Source organism: Arthrobacter sp. TJ-265, assembly GCF_058269135.1.
The window spans coordinates 46,957-59,175 of the sequence record NZ_JBZCND010000003.1 but is presented as its reverse complement, the minus strand read 5'-3'; the positions used below and the strand labels follow the sequence as shown (position 1 = coordinate 59,175).

General features: G+C 72.1%; 12 protein-coding genes. 5 read left to right on the top strand and 7 right to left on the bottom strand.

Going from position 1 to position 12,219, the window contains the following annotated elements; translation table 11 throughout:
• Positions 1–18: 18 nt before the first annotated feature.
• Positions 19–1,452, bottom strand: a complete 1,434-nt coding sequence (dacB, locus tag AC4D2E_RS11845; RefSeq protein WP_490952761.1) for a D-alanyl-D-alanine carboxypeptidase/D-alanyl-D-alanine endopeptidase — start codon at positions 1,450–1,452, stop codon at positions 19–21.
• A gap of 171 nt (positions 1,453–1,623) precedes the next feature.
• On the opposite strand from dacB, the gene AC4D2E_RS11840 reads away from it, so the two are divergent.
• On the top strand, positions 1,624–2,190 hold the full coding sequence (locus AC4D2E_RS11840; RefSeq protein ID WP_104167473.1) for an inorganic diphosphatase: 567 nt from the start codon (positions 1,624–1,626) through the stop codon (positions 2,188–2,190).
• Between the two features lie 136 nt (positions 2,191–2,326).
• Positions 2,327–2,956: a hypothetical protein gene (locus AC4D2E_RS11835; protein WP_490952760.1), complete on the top strand. Its 630-nt coding sequence runs from the start codon at positions 2,327–2,329 to the stop codon at positions 2,954–2,956.
• A 44-nt stretch (positions 2,957–3,000) separates the two neighbouring features.
• Here the strand turns inward: AC4D2E_RS11835 and AC4D2E_RS11830 are convergent, their stop codons facing one another.
• On the bottom strand, positions 3,001–3,837 hold the full coding sequence (locus AC4D2E_RS11830; RefSeq protein WP_490952759.1) for an HAD family hydrolase: 837 nt from the start codon (positions 3,835–3,837) through the stop codon (positions 3,001–3,003).
• Between the two features lie 34 nt (positions 3,838–3,871).
• Complete coding sequence (serS, locus tag AC4D2E_RS11825) at positions 3,872–5,161, bottom strand: serine--tRNA ligase (RefSeq protein ID WP_490952758.1); 1,290 nt, start codon at positions 5,159–5,161, stop codon at positions 3,872–3,874.
• 67 nt (positions 5,162–5,228) lie between these two features.
• Here serS and AC4D2E_RS11820 point away from each other — a divergent pair, with 67 nt between their 5' ends.
• Positions 5,229–6,377 (top strand): diacylglycerol/lipid kinase family protein, encoded by a 1,149-nt coding sequence (locus AC4D2E_RS11820; protein ID WP_490952757.1) that lies wholly within the window; start codon positions 5,229–5,231, stop codon positions 6,375–6,377.
• Here the strand turns inward: AC4D2E_RS11820 and AC4D2E_RS11815 are convergent.
• The 4 genes from AC4D2E_RS11815 to AC4D2E_RS11800 form a co-directional block, all read right to left on the bottom strand.
• Positions 6,374–6,706, bottom strand: coding sequence for a hypothetical protein (locus AC4D2E_RS11815; protein WP_146067425.1), 333 nt, complete (start codon positions 6,704–6,706; stop codon positions 6,374–6,376). The genes AC4D2E_RS11820 and AC4D2E_RS11815 overlap by 4 nt on opposite strands.
• Before the next feature lie 87 nt (positions 6,707–6,793).
• Positions 6,794–7,768 carry a DNA topoisomerase IB gene (locus AC4D2E_RS11810; protein WP_490952756.1) on the bottom strand — a complete coding sequence of 325 codons (975 nt, stop codon included), beginning with the start codon at positions 7,766–7,768 and terminating at the stop codon, positions 6,794–6,796.
• 44 nt (positions 7,769–7,812) lie between these two features.
• Entirely contained in the window at positions 7,813–8,793 is a 981-nt protein-coding gene (pheA, locus tag AC4D2E_RS11805) for a prephenate dehydratase (protein ID WP_490952755.1), read from the bottom strand.
• Positions 8,790–9,116, bottom strand: a complete 327-nt coding sequence (locus tag AC4D2E_RS11800) for a rhodanese-like domain-containing protein (protein WP_490911496.1) — start codon at positions 9,114–9,116, stop codon at positions 8,790–8,792. Before AC4D2E_RS11800 ends, pheA begins: the two co-directional genes overlap by 4 nt.
• An 83-nt stretch (positions 9,117–9,199) precedes the next feature.
• Between AC4D2E_RS11800 and AC4D2E_RS11795 the strand changes: the two genes are divergently transcribed.
• Positions 9,200–10,594 (top strand): amidase, encoded by a 1,395-nt coding sequence (locus AC4D2E_RS11795; RefSeq protein WP_490952754.1) that lies wholly within the window; start codon positions 9,200–9,202, stop codon positions 10,592–10,594.
• Between the two features lie 46 nt (positions 10,595–10,640).
• Entirely contained in the window at positions 10,641–12,104 is a 1,464-nt protein-coding gene (locus AC4D2E_RS11790) for a peptide MFS transporter (protein ID WP_490952753.1), read from the top strand.
• Positions 12,105–12,219 lie beyond the last annotated feature (115 nt).

Below are 12,219 nucleotides of genomic sequence, written 5' to 3'. Positions count from 1 at the left end.
GACCCGGCTCGGCCACCGCTAGTGGCAGCCGCACCCGGCGAGGATCGCGGCCGCACGGTCGGCGGCCGCCCGTGCCTCGACCGTGGTGCCGTCGAGCCCGGCCGCGAGGAAGGAGAACACGAGGAGGCGCCCGTCGGCGGTGACCACGTGGCCCGTGAGCCCGGTGACCGCGTTCAGCGTCCCCGTCTTGGCGCGGACGGTGCCCGCTCCGGCGGCGGCCGGCCCGTCCTCCGCCGTGAACCGGGTGGAGAGGGTCCCGGTGAGGCCTGCGATGGGCAGTGATCCGGCGATGGCCGCGACGCCCGGCCGTTCCGACGTGGTGATCCCGCGCATCAGTGCGGCGAGCTGGCCGGGTGAGAGGGCGTTCCGGGTGGACAGGCCGGCTGCGTCCCCGACCAGCAGTCCCTCGCCGGGGACGCCGGTCCTCACGGCGGCGGCCGCGATGGCCTCCGTGGCCCCACCGGACGAGGCCGGGCGTCCGCTCTCGCGTGCGGCGATGCGGGCCAGGGCCTCCGCGAGGTAGTTGTCGGAGATCTCCAGCATGCGCCGGACCTGGTCCTGCAGGGGTGCCGAGTCGACGGCCGCGAGCGGTTCGGCGTCCTCGGGCGCCACCCGGCGCTGCACGTCCGGGACCACGACGATCCCGCGGTCCGCGGCCGCCGCCACGAGGGCCGCGGAGAACACGCGGGCCGCGTCGAGTGCTGCGTCCTGCGAGCGCGGCCCTCCGCTGCGCCCCTCCTCGAGCCAGGCGGAATCGACGGCCAGGGAGTGGACCGGGGCGATCTCGCCGGCCGCCACGTCCCCCTCCGCCCAGGTGGGGTTGAGGGTCGCCCCGACGAACAGGGTGTCGTCGAGGTACACGGTGTAGGTCCCCGGACCGGGCAGGGCGGCGGCTGCCTCGGCGGCGAGGGTCCCGAGGCCGGCCCGCCCGACGACGGCGTCCGGATCCGACGTCCCGGAACCGAGGAGGACGTCACCGCCGCCGCGGAGATAGAGGGCCCCGGGCGTCGACTCCGCGGCGAGGACCGACGTCGTCAGGACCTGCCCCGGCTGCCCGAACGTCATGACGGCCACCGCGGTGAGGAGCTTGATGTTGGAGGCCGGCGCCTGGAGGCGCGCGGCGTCCCGGGCGTAGAGGACGCTCCCGTCGGTGGAGTCGAGGACGGTCCCGGCGAAGGTGCCCGTGCCCGGGATCCGGAGGGCCGCGTCGAGCTCCGGCCCCAGCACGGCGGGGTCGGGGGCCGGGGCCGACGGCGAGAGGGGGGTGACGACGTCGGGCACGGCCACGGCCGTCGGCGGGACCTGGGCCGCCGGCGTGACCGGCGGTGCCACCGGCGTCGGCGGGGCCACCGCGGCCAGCACGCCCGGCGTGAGGTGGGTGGCCACGGGCACTGCGATCGCTGCCATGGCCAGGACCAGGAGGAGGCCGGCCAGCAGGCGGAGCGGGCGCACAGGGTGTCCTTTCGCGCAGTGCCGGGAGGAGCACTGCAGGTACGGAGAATGCCCGGGTACCGGCGGACGACCGATATGTTAGGGCTGACGATCAAACAGTAGACCGCGGAGCCCCCTTTTCCCGAGGGCGCGGCCGCGGGACGACACCACCGACCTACCCCAGGAGTTGCCATGAAGCTCGACGTCACCATCGAGATCCCGAAGGGCTCGCGCGTCAAGTACGAGATCGACCACGACACCCACCGGCTGCGCCTCGACCGCGTCCTGTTCACGGCCATGCAGTACCCCACGCACTACGGCTACTTCGAGAACACGCTCGGCGAGGACGGCGATCCGCTGGACGCGCTGGTCATGCTGCAGGACTTCGACCTCATCCCGGGCGTCCTCGTGGAATCGCGTCCCATCGGCGTCTTCAACATGGTCGACGACGGCGGCGGGGACGCCAAGGTGCTCTGCGTCCCCGTGGACCCGCGCTTCGACCACATCCAGGACCTGTCCGACGTCTCGGACTTCCTGCTCGACGAGATCAAGCACTTCTTCACGAAGTACAAGGACCTCGAGCCGGGCAAGTGGGTCGAGGCCGCGGACTGGGCCGGGCGCGAGGAGGCCGAGGCCGAGGTCGAGGCATCCCTGCAGCGCTTCAAGGATCTCGGCGACGTGAGCGCGGAGGACGAGCCGCAGGGCCGCTCGGTCGACGTCGAGGCGAAGAACGCCACGGAGACGCCCGAGGGACGCTAGCCGGGGAGCCGCACGGGAGCCCCTGCCGTCGTCCCATCGGGAGGACGGCCGGGGCTCCCCTGTGTCCGGGGCCGGAACGCACGCGAAATCAACGCACTTGCGTTGATTCACATCCTCGGGACTCCATACTGATGCAATGCACTACGTCCTGACGATCAACCAGCGAGACTCGCGTGAGGCCGGGGACCTCACCGCCGACCTGCTGAGGTCCCTGCGCCACGTGCCCGCCGCGGTGCCGTTCCAGCGGTCCGTCGGCGACGAGGTGCAGGGTGTGACGGACTCGGCGACGGCGGCCGTCGAGGCGGCGCTCCGCGCCCTCCGCCACCGGCGCTGGCACGTGGGCGTCGGCGTCGGCGGCCTCACGCCCCCCGTGCCCGAACGCCTCGTGGACGCGGAGGGCTACGGCCTCGTGTACGCCCGCCGCGCGGTGGACAGGGCCCGGAGGACCGGCGAACGGATTCCGCTCGCGGTCGAGGGGCCGGACGGCGAGATCGCGGCCGAGGCGGAGGCCGTGCTGCGGCTGCTCGGCCAGATCGTCGCCACACGGACGGACGCCGAGTGGGCCGTCGTGGACCTCATGACGCCCGGGGCGCGGGGGCAGCAGAAGTACGTGGCGCAGGAACTCGGGATCACCACGCAGGCGGTCAGCCGGGCCGTCGTCCGGTCCCACTGGACGGAGGAGTGGGCCACGCGGCCCGCCGCGGCACGGCTGCTGGACCTCGCGCACGGTCCCGCGTCCCTCCCTGCAGCGGCCCTGGCCTACTGATCGGCAGGAGCGGCCGCTGGTCTCCGGGGGTCGGACGAGGGGGGTCAGACGAGGGAGCGGAGGACCTTCGCCGCGCCGTCGTCGTACACGCTGCCGGTGACCTCGGAGGCGACCGAGCGGACCTCGTCCGGCGCCTGCCCCATGGCGACGCCGCGCCCCGCCCACTGGAGCATCTCGATGTCGTTGCGGCCGTCGCCCACGGCGACCGTGTGCGCCCGGGAGGTGCCGAGGCGGTCCCTGAGGACCTCCAGGGCGCTGGCCTTCGTGACGCCCGCTGCGGCGATGTCGAGCCACGCGGTCCAGCCCACCGAGTAGGTGACGCCGTGCAGGCCGATGGCTGCGACGGCCTCGCCGAACTCCTCGGCCGAACTGTCGGTGCTGAAGACCACGACGCGCACGGCGCGGGACTCGAGCATCTCCTCGAATCCGACGCTCTCCGCTTCCGAGCCGAAGCTCGCATCCTGGAAGCTCTCGGTCGAGAGGAACCTGCCGCGGTCGTCCTCCAGGGCGTACTTGGCGGCCGGCAGGCGGTCCCGCAGCGCACTGAGGGCCGGCCTGGGGTCGAAGGTCACGCGGTCGATGACCTCGAACCCTCCGGGGAGGGCCGCGTCGATCCTCAGCGTGACGCCCCCGTTGGAGCACACGGCATAGCCCCGCGTGATGCCGAGGAGCCCGATCACGGGCAGGGTGGCACCGAGGGAGCGCCCCGTGGCGATGATGACGTCGTGCCCGGCTTCGATGACGGCCCGGGCGGCGTCGCGGACCTCGTCCGTCATGGCACCCTCGTGGTCCACGAGGGTGCCGTCGACGTCGAGGGCGACCAGATGCTGTGTGCGGTTGTCCTGCCGGTCATCGATGCCGGCGTTGGTCAGAGTAGTCATACCCCTTAGTGAAGCAGACGCCCCCGAGACGCGGCTAGCGTGGCGCCAGTACGGGAAGGATCTCCAGTCCGTTCAGGTACGGACGCAGGGCGGCGGGAACCGTCACCGAGCCGTCCGGGTTCTGGTGGTGCTCGAGGATCGCGACGATCCAGCGCGTGGTGGCGAGGGTCCCGTTGAGGGTCGCGACGGCGCGCGTGCCCTTCTGCCCCTCCCCGTCCGGGCGTTCGCGGATGTTCAGCCGGCGGGACTGGAAGGTGGTGCAGTTCGACGTCGAGGTCAGCTCGCGGTAGTCGCCCTGCGTGGGGACCCACGCCTCGCAGTCGAACTTGCGGGCGGCGGACATCCCGAGGTCGCCGGCCGCGGTGTCGATGACGCGGTAGGGCAGCTCCACCTTCGCGAGCATCTCCTCTTCCCAGGCCAGCATGCGCTCGTGCTCCGCGGGGGCGTCCTCCACCGTGGTGTAGGTGAACATCTCCACCTTGTTGAACTGGTGCACGCGGATGATCCCGCGGGTGTCCTTGCCGTGCGAGCCCGCCTCACGGCGGTAGCAGGACGACCAGCCCGCATAGCGGAGGGGACCCGCGCCGAGGTCGAGGATCTCGTCGGAGTGGTATCCGGCGAGGGCGACCTCGGAGGTGCCCACCAGGTAGAGGTCGTCCGCCTCGAGCCGGTAGATCTCGGCGTCGTGGGCGATGTCGAAGCCGGTGCCCTGCATGGTCTCGGGGCGGACGAGGGTGGGGGTGATCATGGGCGTGAACCCGGCCTCCATCGCCTGGTCCAGCGCCATCCGCAGCAGGGCCAGCTCCAGGCGCGCCCCCACGCCCTTCAGGAAGTAGAAGCGCGATCCGGAGACCTTGGCGCCCCGCTCCATGTCGATCGCCCCGATCAGCTCGCCGATCTCGAGGTGGTCGCGGGGCTCGAAACCCTCGGCCGCGAAGTCGCGGGGGGTCCCGACCTTCCTGACAACCGCGTAGTCGTCCTCGCCACCCTCCGGCACGCCCTCCTGCACGAGGTTGGGGAGCTTCCGCAGCAGGGTCTCCTGGTCCGCCTTGGCCTCCTCGGAGGCCGCTGCAGCGGCCTTCACGGCACCGGCGAGCTCCTTGACCTCGGCGAGCAGCGCCTGCTTCTCCTCGCCCCTGGCCTGGGCGACCCTCTTGCCGAAGGCGTTCTGCTCGGCGCGGAGCGTCTCGTAGGCCGTCACGGCCTCACGGCGGCGCGTGTCGGCGGCGAGGACGGCGTCGACCAGCGACTCGTCCGCCCGGCGGGCACGCTGTGATGCTCGGAACTGCTCGGGATTCAGGCGGAGGTCGTTGACGTCGATCACCCGCTAAGACTACCCAACCTCCGGTCCCCGCCCGGCCCGGCGGGACGGGCCGCTATTGTGGGTGATCATGCGCCGCAAACTGCTCGCCGGGACCGCTGCGGCGTCCGCCGCCGTCGCATCCATCCAGTCCTACTGGTCCGTGCGACGCCTCCAGCAGACCCGGACGCCCACGGCGTCCGTCCATGAACCCGTACCGGTGGGCAGCGGGCCACAGCGTGTGGCCCTCGTCCTGAATCCCACCAAGCTGCAGGCCCACGCCGCGCGGGCGCTCGTGGAACAGGCGTGCTCCGATGCCGGCTGGACCCCTCCGCTCATCCTCGAGACGACGATCGCGGACCCGGGCACGGGCCAGGCGGAGCAGGCCCTGGCGGCCGGGGCGGACCTCGTGATCGCCGCGGGCGGGGACGGGACGGTGCGCGCCGTCGCCCGGGCCCTCGCGCACCAGCCCGCGGCCCTCGGCCTGCTGCCGCTCGGGACCGGCAACCTGCTGGTGCGTAATCTCGGCCTGCCGTACAACGACGTCGCCGGGTGCCTCCGCCTCGCGCTGCACGGCTTCGAACGGCGCATCGACATGGGACGGATCACGCTCCGCAACGAGCACACGATGACGGTGTCGGAGTACCCCTTCCTCGTGATGGGCGGGATCGGCTTCGACGCGAGCGTCATGGCGGCCACCAAGGACGACCTCAAGGAGAAGTACGGCTGGCTCGCCTACAGCGAGGCCGGCATGCGGCACCTGCCCGGCAGGCGGCGGCGCATCTCGATCAGCCTGGACGGCCAGCCCCCGCAGACCCGGAAGGTGCGCAGCCTCCTCGTGGCCAACTGCGGGAAGCTGCCGGCCGGCGTGGACTTCGTGCCCGACGCGCGGATCGACGACGGCTACCTCGACGTCGTGGTGCTCAGTCCGCGGAGCCTGCTCGGCTGGACCTTCATGGCCGCGAAGATCCTCCTCCGGCACCGCGGCGGCATCCCCGTCATCAGCTACTACCGCGCCCGGGAGGTCACCGTGTGGTCCGGGGAACCGATCGCCACGCAGCTCGACGGCGACGCCTCGGGGACGGTCACGTCGATGACGGCCCGCGCGGATCCGGGTGCCCTGATGGTGCGGGTGCCGCCTCCGGTGCCCGGACCACCGGGGTCCGCTCCGGCCCTGTCGCTCCCGTCCCGGCGGCGACCGCCGCTCCCCTCAGGACAGGAGTCCCGCGGCCACTCCTAGCGGTCGCGGTCGGTGTATCCGCCCTCGCCCTCGGGCGTATCGACGAGCGGCTTGTCCTTGTCGGTGTACTCGCCCTCCTCGGCCGGGTTCTCGGCGGAGGTGTACCCGCCCGACCCGCCTGCGGGTTCGGCACTGGTGTAGTGGCCCTCGTCCTCGACGGCGTCCCCGGCCGACCCGCCCTCGGCCTGCTCGTTGATCAGCGCCTGCTCCTCCGCGAAGCGGAGATCGTTGCCCTGGTCGCCGGCGTCGCCGTGCCAGTTGGGATCCGACGTCGAGCCGTCACCCTTGTTGGGGTTCACGATGTGTCCTTCGTGCGAGTTCTCGGTCATGATGCTGCCTTTCATCGGAGGATGCGCTCCTCGTTGGGCGCCCGCTGCCAGCGTACTGAGGAACGGGATGGTTGGAAATGCTCGGTGTCAGTCGCGCAGCAGTTCCTGCACGGCCTTCTCCGAGGCCGAGTAGGAGGTGATGGGGATGACCTCGCCGCTCATGAAACGATCGACGAGCCGCGGGTCCACGTAGGAGCTCCTGGCCACCGTGGGCGTGTTGCCGAGGTGGTCGGCGACGGCCCGCATGGTGGCACTGACCGCCTTCTGGCGGGCCGTGCGGGTCGTGGCAGCGAGATCCTCCCTGGCGAGGGCCATGGCGGCGACGACGGTGGCCTGCCACGTCCGGAAGTCCTTGGCGGTGAACGGCCCGCCCGTGACCTGCCGCAGGAACTCGTTGAGCTGGGAGCCGTCCACGTGGTGCCATATGCCGTCCTCCGTCCGGTGGGCGAGGACGGTGTCGGGGTCCTCGCGCTCCAGCATCGGACGCAGCGCCTCGGCGAGGTCCTCGTCCTCCAGGCGGGTGTCCCACTGCTGGCCGCTCTTGCCGGGGAAGTCGAACAGGATGACGTCCCCCTGGACGGTGCAGTGCTCCACCAGCAGCGTCGTGACGCCGAAGGACCCGTTGGCCTCCGCGTACTGGGCCGACCCGATCCTCAGGGCACCGGCGTCGACGATCCGGAGCGCGGCCGCGAAGGCGCGCTCCCTGGGCACCCCGTCGCTGCGCAGGTGCTGGGTGATGGCACGGCGGGCACTCGGCAGTTTCGCGCCGAAGTCCAGGGCGCGGTCGAACTTCTCGCGGTCCTTCTGCTCCCGCCACGCCGGGTGGTACATGTACTGCCGCCGGCCGGCGTCGTCCGTCCCGATGGCCTGGACGTGGCCGTTGGGGTAGGGCGCGATCCACACGTCCTTCCACGCCGGCGGGATCACCAGGTCCCTGATGCGCTGCACCTCGTCGGGGTCCCGGAGCGGCGCGCCGTCCGGCGCACGGTAGCTGAAGCCCTTGCCGTGCCGGCGGCGGGTGATACCGGGCCTGCGCGTATTGCTGCGCCGCAAACGAGCCATCGTGGAACCAGCCTTCGGTGGGAGGAGGACCTTCGATACTAAGCCTACTGTGTTTCAGCTCCTCCTCGCTCGGCGCCCTCCCGGCCCCGGACGATGTCCTCCAGCCAGGCGTCGGCAGCCCCGAAGGCGTCGTCGGAGGTGTGGCGCTCCACGGCCGGGGAGCGCCGGTCGGCGCGGGCGTACGAGCCGAGGAACCGCAGGCCGGGGCTGATGCGGTGCAGGCCCTTGAGGGCGTCGGCCACCCGGGCGTCCTCGACGTGGCCGTCGGCGTCCACGCTGAAGAAGTAGTCGCCGAGGAACTGCCCCGTGGGCCGCGACTCGATACGGCTCAGATTCACGCCCCGGGCCGCGAACTGGTCGAGGATCTGCATGAGGGCGCCGGGGTGGTCCTCCGGCAGCGGGATCACGAGGGTGGTCTTGTCGGCTCCCGTGCGCGGGGGCAGGGCGTCCGGCCTGCCCACCAGGATGAAGCGGGTGACGGCGTCGGTGACGTCCCCGATGTCCTTGGCGAGCACGGCGAGGCCGAGGCGTTCGGCGACGAGGGGCGAGCAGATCGCCGCGTCGTAGCCGTGATCGTCGCCGGCGAGCCCGAAGGCGGCCGCCGCGGTCGACGACGACGGGAAGTACTCGGCCTCCCGCACGTGCGCGTCGACCCAGTTCCTGCACTGCGCCCAGGCGTGCCCGTGCGTCGCGATGCGCCGGACCGCGTCCAGCGCGGCGCCCGGCCGGGCGGCGAGGACGAAGGTGATGGGCACGAGCTCCTCGCGCAGGATGCGCAGCGGCTCCCCCACCGCGATGGCGTCCAGGGTCGCGCTCACCCCGCCCTCGACCGAGTTCTCGATGGGCACCATCGCGGCGTCGACGGAACGCGCACGGACGGCGTCGAGCGCCGCCCCCACCGTCACGGCAGGGACGCGGCGCGCGGCGTCGGCGCCCGGCACCTGGAGCAGGGCGGCCTCGGTGAAGGTCCCCTCGGGCCCCAGGTAGGCGTAGGAGGGACCGTCCGTCCGGGCGGGGCCGCTCACAGGACCGTGGGCTCGCCGCCCACCTCGGAGACCATCGGCTTCCCGGCCTCGAGCCAGGCGCCCATGCCCCCGCTCACGTTGACGGCCGTGTAGCCGTTCCCCTCCAGCCATTCGGCGGCGCGCTGCGACCTGCCCCCGCTGCGGCAGATCACGTGCAGGTCCTCGTCCGGATCCAGTTCCCCGAGCCGGGCGGGCAGCTCCCCGAGGGGGACGTGCAGCGCGCCGGCCACGTGCCCGGCCTCCCATTCGTACTGCTCGCGGACGTCGAGGATGCGCGCGTCGTCGGGTACTGCCGTCACCGGTACGTTCTGGATTTCGCTCATGCACCCACCTTTTCACGGGGCGGCGGGGCGTCGCCATTGCTACGGTCCGCCCCGCCCTGCGGCGGCTCCTATAGTGGTCCCTGATGAGCGAACTCCACGAACTCTCCGCACTCACCCTCCGGGACGCCCTGGCGCGCGGCGCCGCCGGCGCCCGGGAGGTCACCGAGCACTTCCTCCGCCGGATCGACGCCCTGGACCCCGAGCTCGGCTCGTTCGTCACGGTCACGCACGACGACGCCCTCCGCGCCGCCGACAACGCCGATCGCGTCCGCGCCTCGGGTGCGGCCCTCGGCCCCCTGCACGGCATGCCCCTCGCCCACAAGGACCTCACCGACGTCGCCGGCGTGCGGACCACGCTGGGTACGGCCGCCCTCGACCACGCCGTCGCCGGGCAGGACGCCCCGCTCGCCGCGGTGCTGCGCCGGGCCGGGGCCGTCAGCCTCGGCAAGACCCAGGTGCCCGAGTTCGGGCTGAGCTGCTACAGCGAGAACCGCATCGCCCCGCCGGCCCGCAACCCCCTCGACCGCCGGCTCAGCCCGGGCGGCTCCTCCGGCGGCAGCGCCGCGGCGGTGGCGGCGCGGTTGATCCCGTTCGCGCCCGGGACCGACGGCGGCGGATCCATCCGCATCCCCGCGGCCGCCACCGGCCTGGTGGGCCTCAAACCGAACCGGGGCCGGGTGCCGTCGGCATCCGGGCAGGCCGATCTCGGCCAGTTCGTCGTCGCCGGCCCCCTCGCCCACTCCGCGGTGGACGCCGGGCTGCTGCTCGACGCACTGGTGCAGGAACCGAACTACCGGCCCACGAGCGCGGCGTCCCGCTACCCGGGCTCCTTCACGGACGCGGCCCTGCGGGCCGAGGGGCGCTTCCGGATCGGCGTCAGCACGGCGTCGCCCTTCGCCGGGGCCATGGAGATCGGCCTCGACAGCGCCGCCACGGACGCGTTCACCGCCGGCATCGGGACGCTGCAGCGCGCCGGCCACGACCTCGTGGACGCCGACCTCACCTACGACCCGCGCTACCACGACGCCTTCCAGCTCGTCTGGACGGCCGGACTGGCCACGGCCCCGATCCCCGACGACCGCGAGGACCGCCTGACGGACATCACGCGGGTGCTGCGGCGTCGGGCCCTCGGACGCAGCGCGGCCGACCTCGCGGGCGCCGTCGACGTGCTGCGGCTGTTCGAGCACGACACCATCGAGCAGTACTCCCGCTACGACATGATCCTCACACCGGCGCTCGCCATGACCCCGCGGCCGATCGGCTGGTACACCGACGCCGACGGCGACACCGACTACGTGCGGCAGTGCCAGTACTCGCCCTACACCTCGATGGTGAACGTCTGCGGCCTGCCCGCCGTCACCGTCCCGACCCTGCGCCTGCCCGACGGCCTGTCGATGAGCGTGCAGCTCATCGGCAGGCCCGGGGAGGAGGCGCAACTGCTCGCCGCGGCGGCACACATCGAGGCACATCGGCAGTAGTTCCGCGACTTTGCATCCCCCGGTGCCGCGCGGCACCATGGAAAGAATGAGTACCACGCTGCCCGCCGTCGACACCGGCGAGAAGACATTCCTCGGCCACCCCCGCATGCTCGCCAACCTCTTCAGCGTCGAACTGTGGGAGCGGTTCTCGTTCTACGGGATGCAGGCGCTGCTCCTCTACTACATGACGTACTCCCTGGCCGAGGGCGGCCTCGGGTTCGACCCGGGACTGGCGGCCGGACTCGTGGGCGCGTACGGCGGCGGTGTCTACCTCTCGACGATCCTCGGCGCGTGGCTCGCCGACCGCGTGTTCGGCTCGGAGCGGGTGCTGTTCTCCTCGGCGATCGTCATCATGTGCGGGCACGTCGCCCTCGCCCTGCTGCCCGGCGTGACGGGCCTCGCGGCCGGCCTCGTGCTGGTCGGTGTCGGCTCGGGCGGGCTCAAGGCGAATGCCTCCTCGCTCGTCGGCACGCTCTACCGGTCCGGTGACGATCGACGCGATGCCGGCTTCTCCATCTTCTACATGGGCATCAACATCGGCGCCCTCGTGGGCCCGCTGCTGACGAACCTGGCCTGGGACGCCTACGGTTTCCATGTGGGCTTCGGACTGGCCGCGGTCGGCATGGCCGCAGGGCTGATCCAGTACTCCCTCGCCCGCAGGAATCTCCCGGCGGCAGCGCACGAGGTCGAGAATCCCCTGCCCCGCACCGAGTACCGGCGCTGGATCGGCATCGCCGCCGCCGCCGTCGCGCTCCTCGTCGTGGTCCTGGCCACCGGGCTGCTCAACGCCGGCAATCTGGCCGACGTCATGGCGTACACGGCGATCGCCGCGACCATCGCCTACTTCGCGGTGATCCTCTCGAGCAGCAAGGTCTCCGGCGTCGAGCGGCGCCGGGTGTACTCCTTCATGCCGCTCTTCGTGGCCAGCGCCGCATTCTGGTCCCTGTTCCAGCAGCAGTTCACCGTGGTGGCGCTCTACTCCGAGAGCCGCCTGGACCGGAACCTGTTCGGGTGGGAGATGCCCCCCGGCATGGTGCAGTCCATCAACCCCGTGTTCATCATCATCTTCGCCGGGGTCTTCGCCACCCTGTGGACGCGGCTCGGCAGCCGCCAGCCGTCCTCGCCCGTGAAGTTCTCCCTCGGCCTCATCGTCATGGGTATCGCCTTCCTCGCCTTCATCCCCTTCGCCGGTGGCGGGCCCAACAGCACGCCGCTGATGGGCCTCGCCGCGATCCTGCTGCTGTTCACCTTCGCGGAGCTGTTCATCTCCCCCATCGGCCTGTCCGTGACCACCAAGCTGGCGCCCGAGGCGTTCCGCACCCAGATGCTCGCCCTGTTCTTCCTCTCCATCTCGCTCGGCACCACGGTCTCCGGCCTGCTCGCCGGCCTCTACTCCGAGGAGACGGAGGTGCCGTACTTCGCGTTCAGCGGTGTCACGGCGATCATCCTGGGCGCGGCACTGCTCACGGGAGCCCCCACGATCCGGAAGGCCATGAGCGGCGTCCGGTAGCTCCGGCCCCTCCGCGACAGGACCCTCTCCGGCCGCCGGGGGGGGGTCCTGTTGCGTGGATGCCCCCGATCCCACAGACTTCTACCCACCGGTAACATCCGTACCGGCAGGTGCA

Coding starts and splice junctions, on each gene's coding strand:
- AC4D2E_RS11830 (WP_490952759.1), bottom strand. CDS start 3,837: ATGACTACTCTGACCAACGCCGGCATCGATGACCGGCAGGACAACCGC.
- AC4D2E_RS11835 (WP_490952760.1), top strand. CDS start 2,327: ATGCACTACGTCCTGACGATCAACCAGCGAGACTCGCGTGAGGCCGGG.
- AC4D2E_RS11810 (WP_490952756.1), bottom strand. CDS start 7,768: ATGGCTCGTTTGCGGCGCAGCAATACGCGCAGGCCCGGTATCACCCGC.
- AC4D2E_RS11795 (WP_490952754.1), top strand. CDS start 9,200: ATGAGCGAACTCCACGAACTCTCCGCACTCACCCTCCGGGACGCCCTG.
- AC4D2E_RS11820 (WP_490952757.1), top strand. CDS start 5,229: ATGCGCCGCAAACTGCTCGCCGGGACCGCTGCGGCGTCCGCCGCCGTC.
- AC4D2E_RS11790 (WP_490952753.1), top strand. CDS start 10,641: ATGAGTACCACGCTGCCCGCCGTCGACACCGGCGAGAAGACATTCCTC.
- AC4D2E_RS11840 (WP_104167473.1), top strand. CDS start 1,624: ATGAAGCTCGACGTCACCATCGAGATCCCGAAGGGCTCGCGCGTCAAG.
- AC4D2E_RS11815 (WP_146067425.1), bottom strand. CDS start 6,706: ATGACCGAGAACTCGCACGAAGGACACATCGTGAACCCCAACAAGGGT.
- AC4D2E_RS11800 (WP_490911496.1), bottom strand. CDS start 9,116: ATGAGCGAAATCCAGAACGTACCGGTGACGGCAGTACCCGACGACGCG.